Origin of the sequence: Aromatoleum toluclasticum ATCC 700605, from assembly GCF_000378245.1 — a bacterium.
GTDB classification, from domain to species: domain Bacteria; phylum Pseudomonadota; class Gammaproteobacteria; order Burkholderiales; family Rhodocyclaceae; genus Aromatoleum; species Aromatoleum toluclasticum.
The window spans coordinates 36,599-62,416 of sequence record NZ_KB899494.1 but is presented as its reverse complement, the minus strand read 5'-3'; the positions used below and the strand labels follow the sequence as shown (position 1 = coordinate 62,416).

Below are 25,818 nucleotides of genomic sequence, written 5' to 3'. Positions count from 1 at the left end.
GATTTACCGCAGCTACGAGCGATGAATCGCGTCAATCGGGACTAAAAGTCCCAGCGTCCCCAAAATGTCGCATTTGCTATGGGGTTTTTCCCCGGTCTTTCCCCATTTCCGGGGGCAAGGCTTGAACGGCGGGCTCGCGCGATTCTGCGTCGGCCGGCACGTGAGCATCCGCACCGGACGACGCTCCCGCGACGTCCGGTGCTGCCGCGTCCTCGCCCCCTTCCTTTTCCTCGTCCTTGAGCAGGGTTTCGAACTGACGCAGGCGCTGCAGCATGTCGGGCGGGATGGGATCGCTGCCCGAGTAGTCGTCGATGTAGATGTCGAGCTTGTCCATGCGCTCGAAGTGGAAGTGCGGATCGCTGAAGAGCTTGCGCAGCGCGGCGCGGCGCAGCGATTCGCTGACCTCCTTCTTCATGAAGGCGCTGAAGTCCGCCGCGAGGTCGAGGCTGTCGATGGGCGGCAGCACGGCCTCCGCAGGCGATACCGGCGCTTGGGCATCGGCCGGCGACGCCGCAGCCGGTGCAGCGGGCCCTTCCGCGACCGTGGGCGCCGGCACCACCGGGGCCGCGGGCGCAGCGGCGGCAACGTCGCTGCGCTTCAGCCGCGACCAGCGTTCGAGGAAGCGGCTCATGTCCGATCCCGGTCCTGCGCCAGCGGGTCGTTGCGCCGGATCTTCTTCCGCGGCGCCGGCTTGTAGTGCAGGTTCACGAACGCGCCGACCCAGTCGGCAATCTCGCGCGGCATCGTGACGCCGTCGACCTGTTCGCCCGAATCGAGCAGACGCGCCGCCTCGCCGTAGCTCACGGTAACGACCAGGGGCTTCGCGACGCCATCCTCGTGGCGCCACATCACGAACACCTTGGGCACGGGCGAACTAAGGTTGAGGAAGTAGTTGTCCGCCTCGTCGCGGAACAGCTCCAGCGCGAAACCGCCGACGAGGTACTGGTCGCGGTCGGTCTCGGCGACCAGCTGGCGCGTCGCCGCCGGGTTGTCGCCGAAGGCCGGCACGACGCCGACGGCTTCCCACGCCTCGTCCGCCCAGCGGCTCTGCAGGCGGCGGCGCTCCATGACGACGGCGACGGGGAAGCGGTCCATGCGGCGAACTCCGGGTGACTTGATCTCTCATAGGATAGGCGAAGCAGCCGCTGGCGGCGAACGTCACACCGCCGACCCGGTTCCCGTGGGAGCGGCTTCAGCCGCGAATAGGCGCTTCAGACTGAGGGAACGCTGCTTCGCGGCTGAAGCCGCTCCCACATCGACGCCCGTCACAGACCCGCGCACCGTGGTCCTTGGCGAATTTCCTGCCCGCCGCACTAGAATACCCCCTCGAACCTACCCGTCCCTCTCCATGCCCTCCGCCTCCGACACGCCACGCCGACCGCTGCTAAGTCACGCGAGCCACCCGCTGACGGTGACGATCCCGGCCGTCGACGAAAACGGCGAACACGTGCCGACGCAGATCGCCGGCGAGTTCCCGCTGACGATCTACGTCGACCGCCGCGAGATCGTCACGCTGATGACACTGGGCGCCGCACCCGAGGCGCTGACGATAGGCTGGCTGCGCAACCAGCGCCTGGTCGCGAGCCTCGACGACATCGAGGCGGTGCAGGTCGACTGGGAGGTCAACGCGGTCGCGGTGAAGACGCGCAACGGCCTCGTCGACGCCGAGGAGCGCCTCGGCAGCCGCACCGTCACCACCGGCTGCGGCCAGGGCACGGTGTTCGGCGGACTGATGGACGAGATCGACACGATCCGCCTGCCGGCCGAGCGCACGCTCACGCAGGCGACCCTGTACGCGCTGATGGACGCCGTACGCCACCACGAATCGATCTACAAGCAGGCCGGCGCCGTGCACGGCTGCGCGCTCGCCAAACCCACGGCGGACGGCTGCGACATCCTGATGTTCGTCGAGGACGTCGGCCGCCACAACGCCGTCGACGCCATCGCCGGGCAGATGTGGCTGGACGGCCTGGACGGCGGCGACAAGATCTTCTACACCACCGGCCGGCTCACGTCGGAGATGGTCATCAAGACCGCGCAGATGGGCATCCCCTTCCTCGTCTCGCGCTCCGGCCTGACGCAGATGGGTTGGGAGATCGCGCGCAAGATCGGCCTCACGATGATCGGCCGCGCGCAGGGCAAGCATTACCTTCTATTCACCGGCGAGGAGCGATTCACGCGATGAGCGCGCGCGAGAAAATCACCGGCGTCATCCTCGCCGGCGGGCAGGGACGGCGCATGGGCAGCGTCGACAAGGGGCTCGTCGAGCTGCGCGGGCGGCCGATGGCCGCACGGGTCATCGAGCGCTTCGGCCCCCAGGTCGACGAGCTGATCATCAACGCCAACCAGAACGCCGAGCGCTACGCGGCCTTCGGCTACCCGGTGTTCCCCGACGACATCGGCGGTTTCGCCGGCCCGCTCGCGGGACTGCACGCTGCCCTCGCACGCGCGCAGCATCCGCTGGTCGCGACCGCGCCCTGCGACTCGCCCTTCCTGCCGGCGGACCTCGTCGAACGCCTCTACCGCGGCCTCGCGGACGCGGGCGCCGAGCTCGCCGTCGCGCGCACCTTCGACCAGCCGCACCCGGTGTTCTGCCTGTGCCGGCGCGAGGTGCTGCCGCACCTCGACGAGTTCCTCGCCGGCGGCGGGCGCAAGATCGACTTCTGGTACGCGACGCTGAAGATCGTCGAAGTGCGCTTCGACGACGAGGAGGCCGCCTTCCGCAACATCAACACGCGCGACGAACTGAACGACGCCGGATGATGAGCGCGCCCGAGCCGCCAACCGTGGACCATCTTGCGCCGGAGAGCCCCTGCCTCACCGCGAAGCAGGCGGCGGCCTACCTGCACCTCAACGAGAAGAAGCTGTACGAGCTCGCCAACAGCGGCGAAGTCCCGGCCGCGCGCGTCGGCGGCAAGTGGCTGTTTCCGCGCCGGCTGCTCGACGACTGGCTGCTCGAGCAGGCGCATGGCGGCGTGCTCACCGACCGCCTGCTGATCGCCGGCGGCGACGACGCGCTGCTCGCCGCGGCGGTGCGGTCGCTCGCCGCCGAACTCGGCGCCGAGGCCTTCGTCGCTTACAGCCCGACCGCGACCCTGCCCGGCCTGGAACAGCTCGCGCGCCGCCGCGCCGACCTCTCCGTCGTGCATTGGGGCGACGTCGAGCACAGCGCGCACCTGCACGCAACGCTGCTGCGCGCCCATCCCGGCCACGCCCGCTGGACGCTGGTGCGCATCGGCCAGCGCGAGCAGGGCGTGCTGCTGCGCCCCGGCCTGGGCATCGACCAGCTCGAAACGCTGGCCGCCTTCGACGTGCGCTGGGCGATGCGCGAAGCCGGCTCCGGCGCCTCGCACTTCCTCGCCTCGGCGCTCAGGGCGCGCGGCCTGCGCGCGGAGGACTGCAGCGCCGTCGCAACCGCACATGGCGAACGCGAGGCCGCCGCCTTGCTGGTGCGCGACGCGGCCGACTGCACCCCCGGCACGCGCGCCACCGCGAGCGAATTCGGCCTCGACTTCCTGCCGCTCGGCCGGGAAGCGCTGGACCTCGCGCTGCCCAAGGAAATCTACTTCCGCCACCTCTTCCAGCGCCTGCTCGCGCGGCTCGGCAGCGCCGAGATGCGCGAGCTCGCGCAGCAGCTCGGCGGCTATGAACTGGCCACGCCGGGACAGGTATTGCCGCTGGATTGAGCACCCGGCGCGCAATCGCCGGGCCTCGACCGGGTCAAGGTTTTTCGTTACTACGCAAATTCATCTGGGCACACCTTTGATCTGGAATTGAAAATTCCATTAACATTATGCGGTGGCGATTGCTTGGGGCGGAAGCCAAACAAATAGGCGCATACACGGAAGAACGAGACGCCAAATTCCTACGCGGCCGAACGACACGCACCGCAAGTCCCGTCCTGCGGACGATCCATGCTTGGACAAATGGGAGAATCCCCTGCCGACTCTGGCGACGATCGACGTCATTGTCATCGCGCTCGTGATCCCCGCCCTGCGGTGGGCGATCAGGTCGCTCGTTGAACACAAGGGTCGATAGCGTCATGCCCGCCACACTCGTCACCATCTGGCTCCTGCACCTCGTCGCGACGATGACACCGGGCGCGAACACCGTGCTCGTGATGCAGGTCGCCGCCAGCGGAATGCAGGGCGCCGCGGCGCGCGCTGCCGCGGGCATCGCCACGGGTTCCGCCCTCTGGGCGGCGCTCGCGGTTGCCGGCGTAGGCACCCTGTTAAACGCGTTTCCGGACGTCCGCGCGGCGGCGCTGGCGGCGGGCGGTGCCTATCTGGCGTGGCTGGGCGGGAAGTTCTGCCTGTCCGCCCGCGCGTGCACGGCGCCGGATTGCGGCATCCGCCGGCACGACCACGCGTTTCGCGTCGGCCTGCTGACCAATCTCACGAATCCGAAAGCCGTGCTGTTCTTCGGCAGCATCTTCGCGGCGGCGTTTCCCGCCGATCCCCCGGGCTGGCTGCCCGCCGTGGCGATCCTGATCGTCCTGCTGAACGCGCTGAGCTGGTACGGGCTGGTCGCCTACCTGTTCTCGCGCGGGCCGGTGCGGACCTGGTACTCGGCGCACTCGCACCGGCTGTCCGCGACGGTCGGCGTGATCCTGGGCGCAACGGGCCTGAAGCTCATCCGCGAATCCTACGGCGTAATGCGGCCCTGACCGGCCGCGCCCTATGGCTGTGTCGCCACGATCCTGAACGCGTAATCCACGACGAAATCCGCCACTGCCTGCGCGTCATTGATATCGAGCTGCGGCAATGCGGTGTCGAGTTCGACGTCGGTCGCAACGGCGACGATGTGCGGGTCCTGCAGGTAGAACGGCGACTCGCGCACGGCCGTGCGGCGCACCTCGATCTTGGGGATGGGCGCGTGCTTGAAGCCCTCCACCAGCACGAGGTCGCAGGGCGAGAGTTTCTCCAGCAACTCGTCCAGCGTCATCTCGGGATCGCCGCGCAACTCGTGCATCAACGACCAGCGGCGCCCCGAGCTGACCAGCACCTCGCGGCAGCCGGCGTTGCGGTGGCGCCACGAGTCCTTGCCCTCGTGGTCGATGTCGAACGTATGGTGCGCGTGCTTGATCAGCGACACGTCGAGGCCGCGCGCGCTCAGCACCGCGACGACCTTCTCGATCAGCGAAGTCTTGCCGCTGCCGGACCAGCCGGCGAATCCGATCACTTTCAATGCTCTGTCCTGTCTCACGGGCGTCGGCGCGTACTCACGCGACCGACTCGCCCCACTCCGCGCACTTGCGCTCCAGCGTCTTGCGCGACACCCCCAGCCGCCGCGCCGCCTCCGACTTGTTACCGCCACACGCATCCAGCATGCGCAGGATGTGGCGCTTCTCGACCTCGTCGAGCGACAGGTCCGTGCCGCCCGCGAGCACGTCGCCGCGCGGACCCAGCGCCTCCACCGGAAAGCCGCCGAGGATCAGCGAGCGCTCGACGAAGTTGCGCAGCTCGCGCACATTGCCCGGCCAACCATAGGCCTCGAGGCGCGCAAACAGCGCGTTCGACAGCGCCAGCGGCGCGACGCCCAGCTGCACCGTCAACAGTTGCATGAAATGCCGCACCAGGTCCGGGATGTCCTCGGCGCGCTCGCGCAGCGGCGGGATCACGATCTCGACCACCGCGAGGCGGAAGTACAGGTCCTGGCGGAAGCGCCCCGCAGCGACCTCGGCGGCGAGATCACGGTTCGACGCGGCGATGATGCGCACGTCCACCGGCACCTCGCGCTCCGAGCCGACCGGGCGCAGCCTGCGCTCCTCCAGTACGCGCAACAGGCGTGTCTGCAGCGCGAGCGGCAGTTCGCTGATCTCGTCGAGGAACAGCGTGCCACCGTGAGCATAGTAGAAGAGGCCGTTGCGCGTCTCGGTGGCCCCGGTGAAGGCGCCCTTCACGTGGCCGAAGAGCTCGCTCTCGATCAGGCCGGCCGCGATCGCCGGGCAGTTTACCGGCACGAAGGGACGCTGCGCGCGCGGGCTCATGCGATGCAGCGCGCGGGCCGCAACCTCCTTGCCGGTGCCCGATTCGCCGAGCAGCAGCACCGTGCTGGGCATCTGCGCGACGCGGCGCAGCACCGTGCGCAGCGCGTCCATCGCCGCCGAGTGCCCGACCAGGCCTTCGACCTCGGCCGACAGGCCTGCGAGTTCGCGCCGCAGGATGAAGTTCTCGCGCGCGAGATGGGCGCGCTGGAAACAGTTCTTGATCGAGTTGAGGATCTGGTCGACGCGGAAAGGCTTGAGGATGAAGTCCGACGCACCGCCGCGCAGCGCGTTGATCGCGGTGTCGAGGTCGGCGAAGGCGGTGATCAGGATCACGTCGCCGGCGAAGCCCGACTCGCGCAGCTCGTGCAGCCAGTCGAGGCCGGATTTGCCCGGCAGCGCGATGTCGAGGATCAGCAGGTCGAAGTGCAGGCGCGCCATCAGGCGCATCGCGTGTTCGGCGTCCGGCGCGGTCTCGACGAGGCCGCAGCGCGGCTTCAGCGCACGCTCGAGAAAGCTGCGCATGCCCTCCTCGTCATCGACGATGAGGACCGAATGCGCCTGCCAGTTGAACTCGGGAGTGCCGGCTGGGCTCGCGGCTCCCCCCTCGCGCTCGTGCTGCATCGCTGTCCTTTTCATGTGTCGCCCGCTGCGCGCGCCGCGCAGTTACATTTTCATGATAACCGAGCCGGTCGGGGCACTGTCCCAACTATGACTCACCAGCGCCGCAAAAACCCCGGGGCGCTCGGGGACTCGTCGTAACGCGCGTCGCGCCTCAGCCACAGCGCGAACTCGGTGCCCTCACCGGGCCGGCTGTCGACCGCGATGCGGCCGCCGTAGCGCTCGACGATCGTGTAGCTGATCGACAGGCCCAGGCCGGTGCCGCTGCCCTTCTTGGTCGTGAAGAAGGGATCGAAGATATGCGACAGATCCTCCGGTGCGATGCCATGCCCGCTGTCGCGCACGCGGATCACCGCCCCGACCGTCTCGCCGTCCTCGGTCCAGTCCGCCGTCGCCAGGCCCAGCCGCCCGCCGTCGGGCATCGCCTGCACGGCATTGACGATCAGGTTGATCAGCACCTGCTGCAGCTCGCTGCGGTTGATCTCGATACGCACGCTCGCCGCGAAGTCGGTCGCGACCTCGATCGCGCGGCGGTCGAAACCGTGCTGCGTGAGGAACAGGCAGTCGGCGACGACCTCGTTCACCTCCACCGCCTCGGCATAGCCGGCGAACTCGCCCGGACGCGCGAACTGCAACAATTTCGTGACGATCTGGCGGATGCGGTCGGCTTGCTGGTGGATCAGGCGGATCTCCTCGCGCACCGGTTCCGCCGCCGGCCCCAGCACGTCGCGCATCACGTCGAGGTTGCCCTGGATCACCGCGACCGGATTGTTGATCTCGTGCGCGACACCCGCCGTCAGCTCGCCGATCGCCGCGAGCTTCTCGCTCATCACCAGCTGCTGCTGCGCACGCCGCAAGGTCTCGTTGGCCTCGCGCAGTTCCACCGTGCGCTCGGCGACCTTGCGGTCGAGCTCCTCGGCCCAGCGCTGCAGCTCCTCGCGCTTGGCCGACAGCGTGTCGAGCAGGTGGTCGAACTCGCCCGCCAGCCGCCCCAGTTCGTCGCGGCTCGCGACCGCACCCACGCGCTCGTCGACCTCTCCCTGTTCGACGCGCTGGATCACCGCGTTCATGCGCTCGATCGGCCGGAACACGCTGCGCGCCCAGCGCAGGCTCAGCACCGCACCGGCCGCGCTAATGCCGATGAACAGCACGAACAAGGCCCCCATCGCCATGCGGCCCGCAGCGCGGAAAGGCTCCTCGAGGAAGCCCACGTACAGCATCCCGACACGCTCGCCACGACCGTCCGCGATCGGTTCGTAGCCCGAGACGTAGTCGTCATTCACGACGAAGGCCGCGCCCAGCCAGGTCTCCCCGCGCCCCAGCACGAGCTCGCGCACCGCCTGCGAGACGCGCGTGCCGAGCGCCCGCGTGTCACCGAACAGGCGCACGTTGGTGGCGATGCGGGTGTCGTCGAGGAACAGGGTGGCGGTCCCGCGGCTGCCGAGCGGCAGCGAGCCGTCGCGATAGACGATGGCGTTGATGCGGTCGACCATCTCCAGATTGCCGTTGAGGAGGACGCCGCCCTCGAGCACGCCCACGAGGTTGCGCTTTTCGTCATACACCGGTGCGGCGGCGTGGATCACCAGTCCCCGGTCCTCTGCCGTGCGCGCATCGGGGGCCGCCGCGCGCGTCTCCACGAGCGGCAGCCAGGCGCGCTCGCGCAGCGCCGGGGACAGATATTGGAGCGCGCCGGCGGAGAATCGTTCTACCGTCGTCAGCGCCGATCCGTGTAGCGCCGAGGCGACGACAGGCCACTCCAGGCGTGTGGCCGCCGCACCCGCGAGCGGCTGCGACGCCGCCAGCGGACGGCCCTCGCGGTCGAGCAGCAGCAGGAAATCCAGCCGCCGCCCGGGCGCGAGTTCCGCCAGCAGGGCCGACATCGCCGACGGCCGCGCGCCGAGCAGCCCGACCACACGATGCGACTCGGCAAGCGCCTGCACGTCGCTCCCGACGCCGATGCGCACGCGATCGAAATACTCGTGCGCGGTGACGAGATCGGACCCGATCTTGAAGTTCAGGAGGCGCTCGTAGGCCTCGTTGCCCCAGGTCCACACCAGCCCCAGCAGCACCGGCACGCCCACGAGCAGCGGAGCGAGCACGAGCACCAGCAGCTTGGCACGGACCGAGCTGCGCAGCCGGTCGGCCCAGCCCGTGCGCTTCGGAGCTTCACGATTCGCGGTACGCCCCGACTCCGCGAGCAAGAGGGGAAGCCTAGCGACCTACCATCATCTCGCGCAGGCGCGCGACACGCTCCTGCGTGGACGGGTGGGTCGAGAACAGGCCACGCAGCCCCCCGCCCGACAGCGGGTTCATGATCATCATCTGCGCGGTCTCGGGATGCGCCTCGGCAACGTGCATCGGGATGCCGCGCGCGTAGGCGTCGATCTTCGCCAGCGCGCTCGCGAGCGCCTCGGGATCGCCCGAGATCTCGGCACCGCCGCGGTCCGCGCCGAACTCGCGGGTGCGCGAGATCGCCATCTGGATGATCATCGCCGCCATCGGCGCGAGGATCATCACGAGGATGCCCAGCACCGGGTTCGGACGCTCGCCGTCGCGGTTGCCGCCGAAGAACATGCCGAACTGCGCCAGCATCGAGATCGCACCGGCCACCGTCGCCGAAATCGTCGAGATCAGGATATCGCGGTTCTTCACGTGCGCGAGCTCGTGCGCCATAACGCCGCGCAGCTCGCGCTCGGACAGCATGCGGACGATGCCGGTGGTCGCCGCGACGGCCGCGTGGTCCGGGTTGCGCCCGGTCGCAAACGCGTTGGGCTGCTCCTCGTCGATGAGGTACACCTTGGGCATCGGCAGGCCGGCGCGCTGCGCGAGCCCGCGCACCATGTTGTACAGGTAGGGCGAGCTGGTCTCGTCGACCTGGCGCGCGTTGTACATGCGCAGCACCATCTTGTCGGAGAACCAGTAGGCCCACACGTTCATCGCGCCACCGAACACCAGCGCCATCAGCATGCCCTGCTTGCCGCCGAGCATTCCACCCACGGCACCGAACAGGGCGACGATTCCTGCCATCAGGATCGAGGTCTTCAGCCAGTTGCCGAACATGTGCGTAATTCCTTCCTCAGTGATTGGGCTTGTGTGACCCCTATCTGGGGCCGAACGCCACGGCTTCAATGCAGGGCGGGGATTTTCCCCGCACGCCTTCAGCTCCCGCTGCCGAAGCGCTCGCCTGCACTGACCGGGAATCCGCGCAGAAATTCCCCGGCCGGCATGCGCCGGCTGCCCGGCTTCTGCAGTTCGACGAGGCGCAGCGCCCCTTCGCCGCACGCGACGACGACCCCCGATTCGTCCGCCGACAGCACCGTGCCGGGCTCGCCGGCGCCCGCGACGGGCTCCGCGCGCCAGACCTTCACGGCGACCTCGCGCAGCGTGCCGACCGCGCCCGGGAAGGGATTGAAGGCCCGCACCGCGCGCCCGATTTCGACCGCCGGACGCCCCCAGTCGATCGCCGCCTCGGCCTTGCCGATCTTCGCCGCGTAGGTCGCGCCGGCCTCGGGCTGCGGCTGGGCCCGCAGCGTGCCTTGCGGCAGCGCGCGCAAGGCCTCGACCACCATCTCCGCGCCCAACGCCGCGAGGCGGTCGTGCAGCGTCGCGGTCGTGTCGTCGGGCGCGATCGCCAGCGCACGCTTCATCAGCATCGCGCCGGTATCGAGACCCTCGTCCATCTGCATGATCGTGATGCCGGTCTCGGCGTCGCCCGCCTCGATCGCACGGTGGATCGGCGCCGCGCCGCGCCAGCGCGGCAGCAGCGAGGCATGGATGTTGATGCAGCCCAGGCGCGGCAGCTCCAGCACCGCCGGCGGCAGCAGCAGGCCGTAGGCCGCGACGACGAGGATGTCCGGCGCACACGCGGCGAGCGCCGCGCGCTGCTCCTCGCTGCGCAGCTTCTCGGGCTGGTCGACGGGAATGCCGTGCGCGAGCGCGACCTGCTTCACCGGGCTCGCGCCGAGCTTCATGCCGCGCCCGGCGGGGCGGTCCGGCTGGGTCAGCACCAGCGGCACCGCGAAACCCGCGGCGAGGATCGCCTCCAGCGCCGCGGCGGCGAACTCAGGCGTGCCCGCGAAGGCGACGCGCAGGGGGATGGCCGCGCTCACGCGGTGATCCGCGCTTTCTTCGCCAGCCGCGTCTTGATGCGGTTGAGCTTGAGCGGCGACAGGTATTCGACGAAGACCTTGCCCTCGAGGTGGTCCAGCTCGTGCTGGATGCACACCGCGAGCAACCCGTCGGTCTCCAGCTCGAAGGGCTCGCCCGCGGCGTCGAGCGCCTTCACGCGCACGCGCTCGGCGCGCCGCACGCTCTCGTAGATGCCGGGCACCGACAGGCAGCCCTCCTCGCCGATGTGCTCGCCGGACTTCTCCAGGATTTCGGCGTTGATGAACACGCGCAGGTCGGATCGGTCCTCGCTGACATCGATCACCACCACCCGCTTGTGCACATCCACCTGGGTCGCGGCGAGCCCGATGCCGGGCGCCTCGTACATGGTCTCGGCCATGTCCTTGACGAGCTGACGGATCGAATCATCCACCTGCGCAACCGGGGCGGCGCGCGTGTGCAAACGGGGGTCGGGATAGCGGAGGATCGGTAGTAGCGCCATAAATGCTTGCCGGGTTAAGTCATTACGTGCAGAATTTCAAGTGCTTTGGCATGCTGTCGGGGTCGCCCCGGCATTCGAATCGAGTCTGCGGATCGGAACCCTCGCCCGGCGGAAGACGTTCCGGTAGCGGAAAATCCGGTTCGTTCCAATCGGAAGCGAGCGATGACCCGCATTATATTCCCTCTCCTCTTCAGCGTTGCGACCCTTCTCGGCGCACCCGCACTCGCAGCGCCGGCCGCTATCGCCGACAATGCCCCCGACAGCCACACCGTCGTACGCGGCGACACGCTGTGGGGAATTTCGGGCAAGTTCCTCAAGGAACCCTGGCGCTGGCCCGAAGTGTGGCGCCTCAACCGCGACCAGATCCGCAACCCGCACCTGATCTACCCCGGCCAGATCATCGTGCTCGACCGCAGCGGCCCGTACCTGTCGATCGGCCGCCGCGTCGGCGACCAGAAACTGCAGCCGCAGGTCTATAACGAAGATCTGAAAGACGCCGTCTCCAGCATCCCGATGCAGGATATCGAGCCCTTCCTGACGAAGCCGCTGGTCGTCGACGAAGCGCGACTGGCCGACGCCGGCACCGTGGTCGCGACGGAGACGAGCCGCGTCTTCATGGGCCCCGGCGACACGATCTTCGCCAAGAACATCAAGGACGACCAGAAGGTGTGGCAGGTCCTGCGTCCGGCCAAGCCGCTCGTCGATCCGGAGACCAGGGAAGTGCTCGGCTACGAGGCCGCCTATCTCGGCGCCGCCCGCGTCACCGAGAACGGAACCCCTGCCACGCTCGAGATCCTCAGTGCCGTCGAGGAAATCGGCACGGGCGACCGCCTCCTCGCCAGCGACAAGCCCGAAGTGTTCTCGTTCGTCCCGCACGCACCGATGTTCGATGTCGCCGGGCGCCTGATCGGCATCTACCGCGGCGTCGCGGAGACCGGCCGCAACCACGTCGTGACGCTCAACGTCGGCACCCGCGAAGGCGTCGATCGCGGCACCGTGCTGGCGCTGCACCGCAACCGCGGCACGATCGTCTACAAGGACGACGACGGCAACAAGGAAACCTACGACCTGCCCGAGAAGCGCTACGGCCTCGCCTTCGTATTCCGTGTGTTCGACCGCGTCTCCTACGCGCTCGTGATGGAGACCGATGGCCAGGTCACGGTCGGCGACAGCGTGCGCAAGCCCTGACGCGTCAGCGGTGGAGGACGATCTCGCCGCCTGGCTGCGGCTGACCCTCCTCCCCGGGATCGGACCCGAGCGCCAGCGCAGCCTGCTCGCCGCGTTCGGGCTGCCCGGACAGGTCTTCGCCGCCGGGCGCAGCGCGATCATCGCGGTGGCCGGCGCAGACACAGCGGACCTTCTCTTCGCCGCGCCCGACGAGGCGCGTATCGCTGCAGCGCTCGCGTGGGCCGCGGAACCGGGCAACCACATCCTCACCCTCGGCGACGCCGCCTATCCGCGCGGCCTGCTCGAGATCCCCGACCCGCCGGTGCTGCTGTACGTGAAGGGCGATCCGGCCCTGCTGTCGTCGAATGCGCTTGCGATCGTCGGCGCGCGCTCGGCAACGCCGGGCGGCGCCGCGAACGCCCAGGCCTTTGCGGAACACCTCGCCGGCGCGGGCCTCACGATCGTCAGCGGACTCGCGCTCGGCATCGACGCCGCGGCCCACCGCGGTGCGCTCGCCCAGGGCGAGGGCAGGACCGTCGCGGTCATCGGCACCGGTGCGGACCGCGTCTATCCCGCCCGCCACCAGGCACTCGCGCGCGAAATCGCACAGCGGGGCGCCATCGTCAGCGAACTGCCGCTCGGCACACCCGCGCTGCCGCACAACTTCCCGCGCCGCAACCGCCTCATCGCCGGGCTCGCGCGCGGCGTGCTGGTCGTCGAGGCGGCCATCGGCAGCGGCTCGCTGATCACCGCACGGCTCGCGTCCGAATGCGGGCGCGAGGTGTTCGCGATCCCCGGTTCCATCCATTCGCCGCTCGCGCGCGGCTGCCATCGCCTGATCCGCGACGGCGCCAAGCTCGTCGAGACCGCGGCCGACGTGCTCGACGAACTGGCCTGGGGCCGGCCTGCCGCCGCGGAGACGCCCCCCGCCCGCGGCACGCAACGACGGCGCAGTCCTGCGGCCGCCGACGCCTCGCAGGCCCTGTTCCCGCCGCCTGCGCCCGATGCGGGCCTTCCACCGGAGCAGGCCGCAGTGCTCGCCGCCCTGGGGCACGACCCGCTCGATGTCGACACCCTGGCCGCGCGCAGCGGCTTGACGCTCGATGCGCTCTACGCCATCCTGCTTGCACTGGAGCTCGACGGGCGGATCAGCCGACTCCCCGGCGGGCGCTACCAGCGCCATTGACCTGACGGTGTGCCGCCATGTTCGACATCCTTGTATACCTCTTCGAGAACTACGTTCACGCCACCGCCTGCCCCGAAATCGACCAGCTCGCCCGCAAGCTCTCGGCGGCCGGTTTCGAGGAGGATGAAATCACCGAAGCCCTCGACTGGCTCTCGGGCCTGCGCAGCATTTCCGACGCCTCGCCGCTCGCGACGACGCCCGCGCCGGGCGCTTTCCGCATCTACGCGGCCGAGGAGGAAGCACGGCTCGGCACCGAGTGCCGCGGCTTCCTCGCCTTCCTGGAAAATGCCGGCGCCCTCGACGCAGGGACGCGCGAAATCATCATCGAGCGCACGCTGGCCTTGAACGGCGTCACCGCCAGCCTCGCCCGGCTCAAGGTGATCGTGCTGATGGTGCTGTGGCAGCGCGAGCTGCCGCTCGACAGCCTGATCGTCGATGAATTGCTCGGCGAAGAGGGCGAAGAGTCCGCGCCGTTGCCGCACTAGGCAAGCTCCCGAGCTTGCACCCTTGACGGCGGCCTGCTTATCATGCGCCGCTCGATCACCCCATACACGAAGACCGAAAGGGTTTTCCAAGGCGGCCAAGCGGCATGAGCAAGCAACTGATCATCGCGGAGAAACCTTCGGTCGCGCAGGACATCGCCCGCGCGCTGGGCGGCTTCACGAAGGAAAAGGATTATTTCGAGTCGGACGAGTACGTGCTCTCGTCGGCCGTCGGCCACCTGCTCGAACTGGTCGTGCCCGACGAGTACGAGGTCAAGCGCGGCAAATGGACTTTTGCCCACCTGCCGGTGATCCCGCCGCAGTTCGCGCTGAAACCCATCGAGAAGACCGACGACCGCCTCAAGCTGCTGACCCGGCTGATCAAGCGCAAGGACGTCACCGGCCTGATCAACGCCTGTGACGCGGGGCGCGAGGGCGAGCTGATCTTCAATTTCATCGCGCAGCACGCCAAGAGCGACAAGCCGGTGCGCCGGCTGTGGCTGCAGTCGATGACGGCTGCGGCGATCCGTGACGGCTTCGCCCAGTTGCGTTCGGCACAGGAAGTCGAGGGCCTGCGACAGGCGGCGGTGTGCCGTGCCGAGAGCGACTGGCTGATCGGCATCAACGGCACGCGCGCGATGACCGCGTTCAATTCCAAGACCGGCGGCTTCCACCTCACCACGGTCGGGCGCGTGCAGACGCCGACGCTCGCGATCGTGGTCGAGCGCGAACAGAAGATCCGCCAGTTCAAGCCGCGCGACTACTGGGAACTGGAAGCCTCCTTCGGCTGCCAGGCCGGCAGCTACGCGGGACGCTGGTTCGACGAGAAGTTCAAAAGAGCCGAAGGCGACGAGCACGCGACCGCCTTCCGCCTGTGGGACAAGGCGCAGGCCGGGGCGATCAAGGCGAAGTGCGACGGCAAGCCGGGCACGGTCAGCGAGGAATCCAAGCCTTCGACCCAGCTCTCGCCGCTGCTCTTCGACCTCACCAGCCTGCAGCGAGAGGCCAACGGCCGCTTCGGCTTTTCGGCGCGCGTGACGCTGCAGATCGCGCAGGCGCTGTACGAGAAGCACAAGGCGCTGACCTATCCGCGTACCGACGCGCGCGCGCTGCCCGAGGACTACCTCGGCACGGTCAAGGACGTGATGCGCGCGCTGCCGGACGAATACGCCCCCTTCGCGAACGAGATCACGAAGCAGGGCTGGGTGAAACCGAACAAGCGCATCTTCAACAACGCGAAGATCTCCGACCACTTCGCGATCATCCCGACCGGGACGGTGCCGAAGAGCCTGTCGGAAGCCGAGCACAAGATCTACGACCTGGTGACGCGGCGCTTCCTGTCGGTGTTCTTCCCGGCCGCCGAATACCGCATCACGACCCGCATCACGCGCGTCGCGGGCGAGGCCTTCAAGACCGAGGGCAAGGTGCTGGTGAATTCGGGCTGGCTGGCCGTGTACGGCAAGGAAGCCGTCAAGGACGACGAGGATGGCGCAAGCGGCGGCGGCGCGCAGCTGTGCGCGGTGCAGCCGAACGAGACGGTATCGACCGACGACATCCTCGTGAAGTCGCTCGTCACCAAGCCGCCCGCACGCTACAACGAAGCGACGCTGCTCTCCGCCATGGAAGGCGCGGGCAAGATGGTCGACGACGAGGAGCTGCGCGCGGCAATGGGCGAACGCGGCCTCGGCACGCCGGCGACGCGCGCGCAGATCATCGAGGGCCTGATCGCGGAGCAGTACATCCACCGCGAGGGGCGCGAGCTGATCCCGAGCGCCAAGGCCTTCTCGCTGATCACGCTGCTGAAGGGCCTCGACGTGTCGGCCCTGACCTCGCCCGAGCTGACCGGCGAATGGGAGCACAAGCTCGCGCAGATGGAGCGCGGCCAGCTGTCGCGGCCCGAGTTCATGCGCGAGATCGCCGAGATGGCGCGCGAAGTGGTCGAGCGCGCCAAGCGCTACGAGTCGGACACGGTGCCGGGCGACTTCGTCACGCTGGCTACGCCGTGCCCGAAGTGCGGCGGCGTCGTGAAGGAGAACTACAAGAAGTTCGCGTGCCAGGGCTGCGACTGGAGCGCGTGGAAGATCGTCGCCGGGCGCCAGTTCGAGATCGCCGAGATCGAGACGCTGCTGCGCGAGGGCAAGGTCGGCCCGCTGATGGGCTTCCGCAGCAAGATGGGACGGCTCTTCAACGCCGAGATCCGCCTCAACGACGACAAGCAGCCCGAGTTCGACTTCGGCCAGCCGAAGGACGACGGCGAGGGCGCCGAGCCGGTCGATTTCTCCGGCCAGGAGACGCTGGGCGCATGCCCGAAGTGCGCCTCGCCGGTGTACGAGCACGGCATGGCCTACGTGTGCGCCAAATCGGTGGGGCCGGAGAAGTCGTGCGACTTCCGCTCGGGCAAGGTGATCCTGCAGCAGCCGGTGGAGCGCGAGCAGATGACGAAGCTGCTCGCCGACGGCCGCACCGACCTGCTCAAGGGCTTCGTGTCGACGCGCACGAAGCGCAAGTTCTCGGCCTTCCTCGTGCGCGGCGCGGACGGCAAGGTGGGCTTCGAGTTCGAGCCGAAGGCGCCCAAGGCGGGTGCGAAGGCCAAGGCGGGCGACGGGACCGGCAAGGAAGGCGCAACGGCGGCGGCCGGGACGGCCGACAAGGCAGCCGCCAAGCCCGCAGCCCGCAAAACCGGCACGCGGACCCGCAAGGAAGCCTGATCCCGGCGTCGGCGCGGGTCGCGCTTCAGCGCGCGACGCGGCCGAGCAGGCCGGCGCTTTCGCCGACGGGATCGCCGACCAGCGCGAAGCCGCGCAGGACTCCCTTGCGGTCGTGGAACAGAGCGCGCACGCCGCGGGCAGTGGCCGATTCGTGCCATTCGCCGGCGACGGGCGGCGGCTCGCACAGCGCAACCGCGCAACACTCCAGGTTCAGGCGCCGCACGCGCGCCTTCCAGCGCATGCGGGCCGCATGTCCCGTCAGCACGTCGGCAAGAACCTGAGCGCCCTCATCGATGTCTTCCTGCAGCTTGAAGACGCGTCCTTCGAATTCGGCACAGCCGCCCAGCGCGTAAATGCCCTCGACCGAGGCACGCAGCGCGGCATCGACGACGATGCCCACCGCGACGTCCAGGCCCGCGGCCCGCGCGGCCTGCACGCACGGCCGGCTTCCCAGCGCGGCGACGACCACGTCCGCGTCGAGCACTTTTCCGCCCAGCGTCGTGACGTGGAGTTCGTCCAGGGCCCGCTCGATGCGCTGCACGCCGTCCTCGGTGCGGATGCGCACGCCCGCGGACGCCAGCGCGACGGCGATGCGTTCGGCACACAGGGCCGGCACGCCGCCTCCCAGCAGGCGCGGATCGGGCTCCAGCAGGGTCACCTCGCACCCGCCGCGCCTGAGGCTTTCCGCCAGCTCGCAGCCCAGGATGCCGCCGCCGACGACGGCCACGCGCTTGCGCCCCGCGAGCTCGGAACGCAGATAGGCGTACTCGGCGAGGCTGCCGACGGTGAGGACGGCCGCAGCGTCGCTGCCGCGCAGGTTTGCCGGCCGGATCGCTTCCGCACCGGTCGCAAGCACCAGTTGCGACCAGGCCTGTTCCGGCTGCGCGGGGTTGTCGGTGCGCAACACATGGCCCGCGAGGTCGAGCGCGAGCACGCGGCGACGTGGCGTGATCGTGGCCTCGAAGCGATAGGCCATCTGTTCGGCGGTGGCGATCACGAGCTCGTCCGCGCCGCGCCCGCGCGCGAGACCGGCAGAGAGCTGGTCCTTGGAGTAGGCGGCAGCCTCATCCGCGCCGATCAGGTGGATCTCGCGCCGGCGGTCGCGCTGGCGCAGCGCCCGCAACAGCGCGTAGCCGGCGAAGCCGGTGCCGACGATCACGAGCGGTGCATTCACGGCGCTCCCCCGGGGAAGGCATGGTTTCACGCTAGTCGCCGGCGCGCGGGACGGCGCGGCAATCGGTCACGTCCGCCAGGGCAATCGCATGAGTGCGCTTGTCGTCAGGCTAGTTGCAAAATTGTTCGTGAAGGCACGGATTCGCAGGGTGGGAGGAGCGCAGCGCATCCCGCCACGCGGCGTTCGTGCCGACTCCGAGCGCTGGGCGAACGGGCGTTTCCGATCCGTCAGGCGAGCTCCAGCGGCGCCGCGCGGCCGATCGGGCGCACGCCGGGCAGGTCGCTCTCGAGGATGGCGGTACGCAGGACGTCGATCGCGCCGCTGCGCGGGTAGGTGACGCGCCAGGCGAGCGCGACGCGGCGCGAGGGTTCGGGGTCCGAGAACGGGCGCACGGCGACCAGCGTGTTCTGCGCCGGCAGGTCGTCCGCGGCGGTGCTGGGCAGCACCGTGACGCCAAGACCGGTCGCGACCATGTGGCGGATCGTCTCCAGCGAGCTGCCTTCCAGCGTGCGCTGCAGGCCGCTGACGCTGCGACAGTGCGGGCACACTTCGAGCACCTGGTCGCGGAAGCAGTTGCCGGCGCCGAGCAGCAGCAGCTGGTCGTCGGCGAGCTTGTCGGGATCGATGTGCTCCAGCGCGTTCCACGGGTGCGTCGCCGGCATCAGTACGCGGAAGGGTTCGTCGTACACCGGCTGGGCGACGACGCCCGCTTCGTCGAAGGGCAAGGACAGCACGATGACGTCGAGTTCGCCGCGCTTGAGCGCCTCGAGCAGCCGCGTCGTGTAGTTTTCGTGGATGATCAGCGGCATGCGCGGCGCGAGCTTGTGCACGCGCGGGATCAGCCGCGGCAGCAGGTAGGGCGCGATGGTGTAGATCACCCCCAGGCGCAGCGGCCCGGACAGGGGGTCCTTGCCGGCCGCGGCGATCTCCGGGATCTGCGCCGCCTCCATCAGCACCTTCTCGGCCTGGGCGACGATGCGCTGGCCGGTGGAGGTGATCTTGACCTCGGTCGCGCTGCGCTCGAAGAGCTGCACGCCGAGTTCGTCCTCGACCTTCTTGATCGCGACCGAAAGCGTCGGCTGGCTGACATGGCACTTCTCGGCCGCGCGGCCGAAGTGGCGCTCGTGGGCGAGGGCGATGAGATAGCGGAGGTCGGTGAGGGTCATGGTGTTACGCCGGGCAATGGCATGCGTCGAAGATGTTACTCCGCATGGGCACATCGGGACACCTCCGGCAACCCGTTCGGTGCGGCTGCCGCTTATACTTCGCATCGAGTGAATGCCCCGCACGGCGGGGCTACAAACAATAACTATCTATGACTTTCCGCTTATATTTGCGCGCCGTCGCCGCGATTTCGATTGCCGCGAGCTCGTCGATGACGACGGCCCAGTCCGGCATGGCGCCGGAAACCTCGCCGGACTCGCCGATTTCGGAATCGAGCTATTTCGATTCCCTCCCGGTCGTACTCACCGTCTCGCGCATGCCGCGACCGCAGAACGAAACGCCTGCGGCGATCACCGTGCTCGATCGCGAGACGATCCGCGCGACCGGCTACCGCAGCCTGGACCGCCTGCTGCGCCTGGTGCCGGGCATGCTGGTCGCGAAGGAACGTGGCAGCGAGCAGTGGGTCAGCTACCATGGCCCGAACCGCGATTCCCCGCAGGAGCTGCAGATCCTCATCGACGGGCGCTCGGTGAGCGCGGCGTATTTCGGCAGCTTCGGGCGCAATTCATTCCCGCTCGCGATCGAGGACATCGAGCGCATCGAGGTCGTGCGCGGCACCGACGCGGCGTCCTACGGCACGAACGCCTACATGGGGGTGGTGAACATCATCACGCGCCACACCGCGGAGGAGCGCGGCGGGAAGGTCTCGGTTGCGGGCGGCACGAACGGCTATTCTGAAGTGAGCGGCCGCGTGGTCACGCGCTCGGGGCCGCTGGGCCTGCGCATCACGGCGCAGCACCTGCGCGACGAGGGTGTGCACGACCTGAACGACAGCCGCGACCGCCAGCGCGCGAGCCTGCGCAGCGACCTGCAGTTGGGCCAGCACGACGAGCTGACCCTGCTCGCGGGCTTCACCGACATCGAGCGCGGGACGGGTTACCCGAACACGCCGTTCAACTCGCATCCCGAGCGGGACATGGACACGCGCGAGCATTTCGGCCACCTGCGCTGGCGCCATGCCGTCAGTCCGGACGAGGAGTTCCTGCTGTCGGGCTACTACGCCTACGAGCGCACGCGCAACGAGTGGGCGATCAACAACGGCCCGCTGCGCTTTCCCGGCGGCCCGTTCTCGATCCCCGTGAACGACAGCTTCACGACACGGCGCCAGAACCTCGAATTCCAGCACAACGTCTCGCCCCGGACGGGCCTGAGGCTGAGCTGGGGGGCCGAGTGGCGGCGCGACGAAGTCCATGCGCCGTTCATTTTCTTCGGCCGTTCCGACCCGGCCGAGGAAAGCCGCCGCCTGTTCGCGAACGTCGAATGGCGGGCAGCGCCGCAATGGCAGTGGAACTTCGGCGCGATGGCCGAGCGCTTCCAGGACGACCGTACCCGCCTGTCGCCGCGCGTGTTCCTCAACTGGCTGCCGAACGAGACGGAGACCTGGCGAGCCGGCTACGCGCGCGCCTGGCGCAATCCCGGCGTGTTCGGCCGCTACAGCGACGTGCGCATCATCCACCCCTTCCTCGGGCTGTTGCAGCACCGCTTCGTTCCCAATCCGGACATCGATCCGTCACGCCTCGACAGCTTCGAGATCGGCCACGCGCGCCGCTTCCCGTCGCTGCAGGGCAACCTCGACGTGCGCGTGTTCCACGAGCGCATCCACGACCAGATCCAGCGCCAGCAAGCGGAGAACTCGCTGCCGGCACTGGTCCCGAAAGCGATCCTGCCGCCGTCGCAGTGGGCAAACGGCCACGGCACGGTCTGGCTCGACGGCGTCGAGACGCAATTCGACTTCAAGCCCTGGCAGAACGGCACGCTGCTGCTGCGCCACACGCTGATGCGTGGGCGCGCCAGCGACGACGGCACCGAGGACAGCGTCGCGCCGTATTCGGCAAGCATCACGTGGCTGCAGCGCATGGGTGCGTGGCAGAGCGCGCTGACCCTGCTGCGGGTCGGGCCGGTGCGGGCCGGCAACGGGTTCACGCCGAGCTTCCGCTACACGGTGCCGGACTATACGCAGCTCGATGCGAGCATCGCGCGCGAGTTCCGCCTCGACGGCGGACGGACGCTGGAGCTGCGGCTGACGGGCCTCAACCTCCTCGGACGCCACCAGGAGCTGGCGAATTTCCCGGTGCAGCAGGCGTCCCGCTCCAACGACCCGGTCAACCGCCTCGAGCCGGTCGTGATGCTGAGCGTGTCGGCCGGCTTCTGAGCTGCCGCGCAGGCGCCGGACTTGTGTCCGGCGCGCTTCGCCCCGAATCTGTGGTGCATGACGCGGCCGGGAACGCCGGCGGCCGCCGTGCGTCTACGCGACGGATTGATGACAACTCAGGGGAAAAGCACAACATGCGCAAGACGATCCTTGTCACCGCCCTGGCAATGGGCCTGGGCTCCGCTTTCATCGACGGCCTCATGGTTCCCGCGGCGTTCGCGGCGAGCCCGGTTCCGACGGCACAGGCGGCACAGCTCAACCGCTTCGGCCTGCCCGATTTTGGCGATCTCGTCGAGCAGGTCGGTCCCGCCGTGGTGAACATCGCGGTGACTCCTAAGGAAAAGGCGCGCCCGATGGGCGAGGACGCCCAGGGTCTGTCGCCCGACGATCCGTTCTACGACTTCCTGCGCCGCTTCGGCGTGCCGGCGCCGGGCATGCCCGGCCAGCCGGGCCATGGCAACCGCGGCCCGCGCGCGCAACGCGGCGTGGGCTCCGGTTTCATCGTCAGCAACGACGGCTACGTGCTCACGAATGCGCACGTCGTCGGCGAGGGCGAATCGGAAGTGACGGTCAAGCTGATCGACAAGCGCGAATTCAAGGCCAAGGTGGTCGGCACCGACAGGCGTACCGACATCGCGCTGCTGAAGATCGACGCCACCGGCCTGCCGACCGTGCGCACGGGCGACGCGGAGCGCTCGCGCGTCGGCGAATGGGTGGTCGCGGTGGGTTCGCCCTTCGGCTTCGACAACACGGTCACGGCCGGCATCATCTCGGCCAAGGCGCGCCGCCTGCCGGACGAGAACTACGTGCCCTTCATCCAGACCGACGTCGCGATCAACCCCGGCAACTCGGGCGGGCCGCTGTTCAACCTCGCCGGCGAGGTGATCGGCATCAACTCGCAGATCTATTCGCGCTCGGGTGGCTTCATGGGCATCTCGTTCGCGATCCCGATCGACGTCGCCCTGAAGGTCAAGGACCAGATCGTCAAGTACGGCCGCGTGCAGCGCGGCAAGCTGGGCATCACGATCCAGGGGCTGGACAAGGAGCTGGCGCAGTCCTTCGGCCTGGCCGAGCCGCGCGGCGCGCTGATCGCGAGCGTCGAGCCCGACAGCGCCGGCGACAAGGCGGGCCTGAAGGCGGGCGACGTGGTGCTGGGCGTCGACGGCGCAAATGTCGGCGAATCGGGCGACCTGCCGCGCATCATCGGCGACAAGCGCCCCGGCACGAGCGTGAAGCTGGAGATCTGGCGTGATGGCAAGAGCCGCACGGTGAGCGCGACGCTGGGCGAGATGAACCCGGAGACCCTGGCCGAGGTGCAGGGCGGCGGGGGCGAGGGCAAGCGCGGCGAGGACGCGGGCGGCAAGCTGGGCCTCGCCGGCCGCGCGCTCACGAACGAGGAGGCCGCGCAGCTGGGCGTGCGCGGCGGCCTGCTGGTCGAACGTGTGAATGGTCCGGCAGCGCAGGCGGGCCTGCAGCAGGGCGACATCGTGCTGGCCGTGAACAACCAGCCGGTGACCACGGTGCAGGCCTTCCGCCAGCTGATGGAGAAGGTCGGCAACCGCTTCGCGCTGCTCGTGCAGCGCAGCGGCACGCGCCTCTTCGTGCCGATCCGCATCGGCAGCTGAGCGTCCCGCAAGCCGGCCCGATCAGGGCCGGCCGGCGGCGGACGCTCCATCCGCTGCCGGCCGGCATACGCATCCGGGCTATGTGACCTGGGTCACGCGCGGCTTGGCCGTGGAATAAATCCCGATACACTGCTGTTCATGTTTGCGCAGGATCATCGCGCGGACCGGCGCACACGCGTCCGGCCGCGCACTACGCGGTTTATTCCAACCACCTGAAACGAGAGAACGATCAATGAAGAAACTCCTCACCCATGCCGCTGCCGGCCTCATCGCCCTGTCCGTCGCCGGCCTCGCCTCCGCGCAGATGAAGCCCGAGGACGCGATCAAGAACCGCCAGTCCGGCTACACCTTCATGGCGTGGAACATGGGCAAGATCAAGGCGCAGGTCGTCGACGGCACGACGCCGTACAACAAGGACCAGGTCGTCGCCGCCGCCAACGTGATCGCCGCAACCGCCAACTCCGGCCTGGGGGCGCTGTACCTGCCCGGTACCGACAAGGGCAAGGGCTGGAAGGACACGCGCGTGAAGGCCGAGTTCTTCAAGGAGCAGGAGGAAGTCGGCAAGATCGCGAAGAACTTCATCGAGCAGGCCAACACGCTGCAGAAGGTCGCGATGACGGGCGACCAGGCCGCGATCAAGGCCCAGTTCGGCGAGATGGGCAAGGCCTGCAAGGCCTGTCACGACAAGTACCGCGTCGAGGAGTGATGCGCGCCGGGTGATCCGGTACGGTGAACAGCAAAATGGCCACCCCACGGGGTGGCCATTTTCGCTTTGGGGGACGGCGTTCAGGCCGGCTGCGCCACGGGGCGCAGCACCGGCGCCTCGCGGATCGGCAGGTTCACGACGGCGGCCATCGCGGCGAGCGCCATGTCGGCGTACCACATCCACGAGAAGTCGCCGAACTCGGTGATCGCGATGCCGCCCAGCCACGCGCCGAGGAAGCCCCCGATCTGGTGCGACAGCAGCGTCAGGCCGAACAGCGTGCCGAGGTAGCGGATGCCGAAGAGCTTGCCGACGATGGCGGCGGTGGGCGGCACGGTCGCGAGCCAGGTGAAGCCGAGGCCGGCGGCGAAGAGGTAGAAGGTCAGCGCGGTCTTAGGTGCCATCAGGTAGATTGCGACGAGCAGCGCGCGCGAGGCGTACATCGCCGCGAGCACGTACTTGCTGCGGTAGCGCGACACGGAGGCACCGGCATACAGGCTACCGACGATGTTGGACAGGCCGATGATCGCCAGCGACCAGCTCGCGACGGTCGGCGGCAGGCCGCACAGATCCACTTCGCCCGGCAGGTGCGTGACGAGGAAGGCGATGTGGAAGCCGCAGGTGAAGAAGCCGGCGTGCAGCAGCAGGTAGCTGCGGTCGCCCATCGCCTGGCGCACGGTGCGCCACAGGCCGGCGTCCTCGTGCGCGCCGTGGTGATGCGTCGCGTGCCTGGGATCGACGAGCACGCGGATCAGCGGCAATGCGGCGAGCGTCATCAGCGCCAGCGACCACATCGCACCCATCCAGCCTATGCTCTGGATCAGCTTCTGCAGCACCGGCGCGAACACGAACTGGCCGAACGATCCGCCGGCGTTGATCACGCCCGACGCGGTGCCGCGCGCTTCCACCGGCAGGCGCTGCGCCGCGGCGCCGATCAGCACCGAGAAACTGCCCGCGCCCGAACCCATCGCCGACAACAGGCCCAGCGACACGACCAGCCCGATGCCCGAACCCATGAAGGGCGTCAGCGCGCTGCCCAGCGCGAGGATCACGAGACCCCACACCAGCACCTTCGCCGCGCCGTAGCGGTCCGCAAATGCGCCGGCGACGGGCTGGATCGCGCCCCACATGAACTGCCCGACCGCGAGGGCGAAGCTGATCGTCGCGATGCCCAGCCCGGTCGAGGTGTTGAGCGGGGACACGAACAGGCCCAGCGACTGGCGCGCGCCCATCGTCACCATCAGGATGCCGGCGGCCGAGAGGGTGACGATCAGCGCGGCGCGGGTGTTGAGGGATCGCAGCATGGGGGTCTTCTTTCTTTGTCGTTATGGTCGGGGTCGGGGGTGCGCCCTGATCTATTTCTTGCGCACGAACAGCGTGTGCAGGCTGCGGCCCAGCGCGCCGTCGCGGTCGAACACCGCGGTCGTCACGGTGCCGATGCCGCCCGTGTCGATGATGGTGCGCGCCGACATGCCGAACCATTCGCCGGTCGGATGGCGGTGCATGTTGATCGTGAGATCCACCGGCACGAAGGTCCAATGGCGGATGTCGAGTTCGGCGCTGATGCCGTTGGCCGAATCGAGGATCAGCAGCAGGGCCTCGATGCCGTCGGTCGGCTGGCCGGCGACGAGCGGGATGCGCGGACGCGCCCACACCGTCGCCGGGCCGGGCTCGATGAAGCTGCCGTCGGCGAAGCGCCATTCGAGCGCGTCGGCGTAGGGGAAGTAGTCGACGCCGTGGAAGAACACCTGGGCCTGCGCCTCGGGCAGCGGCGGCACCGCGAAGGGGTCGGCAACGGCGACGGCGCTCTCGGGCAGGCGCTCGACGCGCCACGCGTGGGCCAGCAGCACCGGCTTGCCGCGCACCAGCATCTCGCCCTGGATCAGCTCGATGCGCCGGCCCGGACGCAGCACGCGCACGCGCAGCTCGCACGGCTCGACCGGCACCGGCCCGAGGATCTCGAAGGTGATGCGCGCGATGTCGAGCCCGAATTCGGACGGAAAGCGGCGCAGCGCCTGCGCGAGCAGCGCGATCGGCGGGCCGCCGTGCTGGCTCTCCACCGACCACGGGCCGATCGTGGCTTCGGTGGGCTGGTAGGCGTTGTCGCCGAGCGGCTGGAAGAAGGCTTCGGGAAGCGCGATGCTCTTGTGCATGTTCAATACCCTAGCGTATGTGACCGAG

Annotated in this window: 23 protein-coding genes; 11 read left to right on the top strand and 12 right to left on the bottom strand. The window is 69.0% G+C overall.

All coding sequences use genetic code 11. The features are described from left to right. Positions 1–76: 76 nt before the first annotated feature. Together F464_RS28015 and F464_RS0107925 are read right to left on the bottom strand one after the other, a co-directional pair. The gene (locus F464_RS28015) at positions 77–631 is read right to left on the bottom strand and encodes a DUF3306 domain-containing protein (RefSeq protein ID WP_018989259.1); all 555 of its coding nucleotides are present in this window, start codon (positions 629–631) and stop codon (positions 77–79) included. After that, complete coding sequence (locus F464_RS0107925; protein WP_018989258.1) at positions 628–1,095, bottom strand: DUF3305 domain-containing protein; 468 nt, start codon at positions 1,093–1,095, stop codon at positions 628–630. Before F464_RS0107925 ends, F464_RS28015 begins: the two co-directional genes overlap by 4 nt. 253 nt (positions 1,096–1,348) lie before the next feature. Here F464_RS0107925 and F464_RS0107920 point away from each other — a divergent pair, with 253 nt between their 5' ends. The 4 genes from F464_RS0107920 to F464_RS28010 all read left to right on the top strand — a co-directional run bounded on the left by F464_RS0107920 (position 1,349) and on the right by F464_RS28010 (position 4,666). After that, positions 1,349–2,185: a formate dehydrogenase accessory sulfurtransferase FdhD gene (locus tag F464_RS0107920; protein WP_026295841.1), complete on the top strand. Its 837-nt coding sequence runs from the start codon at positions 1,349–1,351 to the stop codon at positions 2,183–2,185. Then, a complete protein-coding gene (gene mobA / locus F464_RS0107915; RefSeq protein WP_018989256.1) occupies positions 2,182–2,763 on the top strand; it encodes a molybdenum cofactor guanylyltransferase MobA in 582 nt (193 codons plus the stop codon). Before F464_RS0107920 ends, mobA begins: the two co-directional genes overlap by 4 nt. Next, positions 2,760–3,686: a substrate-binding domain-containing protein gene (locus F464_RS0107910; RefSeq protein WP_018989255.1), complete on the top strand. Its 927-nt coding sequence runs from the start codon at positions 2,760–2,762 to the stop codon at positions 3,684–3,686. Before mobA ends, F464_RS0107910 begins: the two co-directional genes overlap by 4 nt. A 356-nt stretch (positions 3,687–4,042) precedes the next feature. Beyond that, a complete protein-coding gene (locus tag F464_RS28010; protein ID WP_018989254.1) occupies positions 4,043–4,666 on the top strand; it encodes a LysE family transporter in 624 nt (207 codons plus the stop codon). 11 nt (positions 4,667–4,677) lie between these two features. Here F464_RS28010 and mobB read toward each other — a convergent pair whose 3' ends face one another. The 6 genes from mobB to def form a co-directional block, all read right to left on the bottom strand. Next, positions 4,678–5,187 carry a molybdopterin-guanine dinucleotide biosynthesis protein B gene (gene mobB / locus F464_RS0107900; protein WP_018989253.1) on the bottom strand — a complete coding sequence of 170 codons (510 nt, stop codon included), beginning with the start codon at positions 5,185–5,187 and terminating at the stop codon, positions 4,678–4,680. A 34-nt stretch (positions 5,188–5,221) separates the two neighbouring features. Continuing rightward, on the bottom strand, positions 5,222–6,610 hold the full coding sequence (locus tag F464_RS0107895; protein WP_018989252.1) for a sigma-54-dependent transcriptional regulator: 1,389 nt from the start codon (positions 6,608–6,610) through the stop codon (positions 5,222–5,224). 92 nt (positions 6,611–6,702) lie between these two features. Next, the gene (locus F464_RS0107890; protein WP_018989251.1) at positions 6,703–8,808 is read right to left on the bottom strand and encodes a sensor histidine kinase; all 2,106 of its coding nucleotides are present in this window, start codon (positions 8,806–8,808) and stop codon (positions 6,703–6,705) included. A 10-nt stretch (positions 8,809–8,818) separates the two neighbouring features. Then, positions 8,819–9,667, bottom strand: coding sequence for a zinc metalloprotease HtpX (gene htpX, locus F464_RS0107885; RefSeq protein WP_018989250.1), 849 nt, complete (start codon positions 9,665–9,667; stop codon positions 8,819–8,821). A 98-nt stretch (positions 9,668–9,765) separates the two neighbouring features. Then, on the bottom strand, positions 9,766–10,716 hold the full coding sequence (gene fmt / locus F464_RS0107880; RefSeq protein WP_018989249.1) for a methionyl-tRNA formyltransferase: 951 nt from the start codon (positions 10,714–10,716) through the stop codon (positions 9,766–9,768). Continuing rightward, a complete protein-coding gene (gene def / locus F464_RS0107875) occupies positions 10,713–11,216 on the bottom strand; it encodes a peptide deformylase (RefSeq protein ID WP_018989248.1) in 504 nt (167 codons plus the stop codon). Before def ends, fmt begins: the two co-directional genes overlap by 4 nt. Positions 11,217–11,378: 162 nt before the next feature. Here def and F464_RS0107870 point away from each other — a divergent pair, with 162 nt between their 5' ends. From F464_RS0107870 to F464_RS0107855, 4 genes are all read left to right on the top strand, one after another. Further along, a complete protein-coding gene (locus F464_RS0107870) occupies positions 11,379–12,404 on the top strand; it encodes a LysM peptidoglycan-binding domain-containing protein (protein WP_018989247.1) in 1,026 nt (341 codons plus the stop codon). Continuing rightward, positions 12,364–13,569 (top strand): DNA-processing protein DprA, encoded by a 1,206-nt coding sequence (gene dprA / locus F464_RS0107865; protein WP_051092261.1) that lies wholly within the window; start codon positions 12,364–12,366, stop codon positions 13,567–13,569. The genes F464_RS0107870 and dprA overlap by 41 nt, the downstream gene beginning before the upstream one ends. A 17-nt stretch (positions 13,570–13,586) precedes the next feature. After that, positions 13,587–14,054, top strand: coding sequence for a DUF494 family protein (locus tag F464_RS0107860; RefSeq protein WP_018989245.1), 468 nt, complete (start codon positions 13,587–13,589; stop codon positions 14,052–14,054). Between the two features lie 104 nt (positions 14,055–14,158). Further along, complete coding sequence (locus tag F464_RS0107855) at positions 14,159–16,759, top strand: DNA topoisomerase III (RefSeq protein WP_018989244.1); 2,601 nt, start codon at positions 14,159–14,161, stop codon at positions 16,757–16,759. 25 nt (positions 16,760–16,784) lie between these two features. On the opposite strand, the gene F464_RS0107850 is transcribed toward F464_RS0107855, so the two are convergent. Together F464_RS0107850 and F464_RS0107845 are read right to left on the bottom strand one after the other, a co-directional pair. Next, a complete protein-coding gene (locus F464_RS0107850; protein WP_018989243.1) occupies positions 16,785–17,933 on the bottom strand; it encodes an NAD(P)/FAD-dependent oxidoreductase in 1,149 nt (382 codons plus the stop codon). Positions 17,934–18,160: 227 nt separating this feature from the next. Next, positions 18,161–19,099, bottom strand: coding sequence for a hydrogen peroxide-inducible genes activator (locus F464_RS0107845; protein ID WP_018989242.1), 939 nt, complete (start codon positions 19,097–19,099; stop codon positions 18,161–18,163). A 149-nt stretch (positions 19,100–19,248) separates the two neighbouring features. Between F464_RS0107845 and F464_RS0107840 the strand changes: the two genes are divergently transcribed. From F464_RS0107840 to F464_RS0107830, 3 genes are all read left to right on the top strand, one after another. Continuing rightward, a complete protein-coding gene (locus F464_RS0107840; protein ID WP_018989241.1) occupies positions 19,249–21,309 on the top strand; it encodes a TonB-dependent receptor plug domain-containing protein in 2,061 nt (686 codons plus the stop codon). 134 nt (positions 21,310–21,443) lie between these two features. After that, entirely contained in the window at positions 21,444–22,934 is a 1,491-nt protein-coding gene (locus F464_RS0107835) for a DegQ family serine endoprotease (protein WP_018989240.1), read from the top strand. Between the two features lie 232 nt (positions 22,935–23,166). Further along, positions 23,167–23,640 carry a c-type cytochrome gene (locus F464_RS0107830; RefSeq protein ID WP_018989239.1) on the top strand — a complete coding sequence of 158 codons (474 nt, stop codon included), beginning with the start codon at positions 23,167–23,169 and terminating at the stop codon, positions 23,638–23,640. 80 nt (positions 23,641–23,720) lie between these two features. Here the strand turns inward: F464_RS0107830 and F464_RS0107825 are convergent, their stop codons facing one another. Both F464_RS0107825 and F464_RS0107820 read right to left on the bottom strand, forming a co-directional pair. Then, complete coding sequence (locus tag F464_RS0107825; protein WP_018989238.1) at positions 23,721–24,941, bottom strand: MFS transporter; 1,221 nt, start codon at positions 24,939–24,941, stop codon at positions 23,721–23,723. A 51-nt stretch (positions 24,942–24,992) separates the two neighbouring features. Beyond that, positions 24,993–25,790, bottom strand: coding sequence for a thioesterase family protein (locus tag F464_RS0107820; RefSeq protein ID WP_040394729.1), 798 nt, complete (start codon positions 25,788–25,790; stop codon positions 24,993–24,995). Positions 25,791–25,818 lie beyond the last annotated feature (28 nt).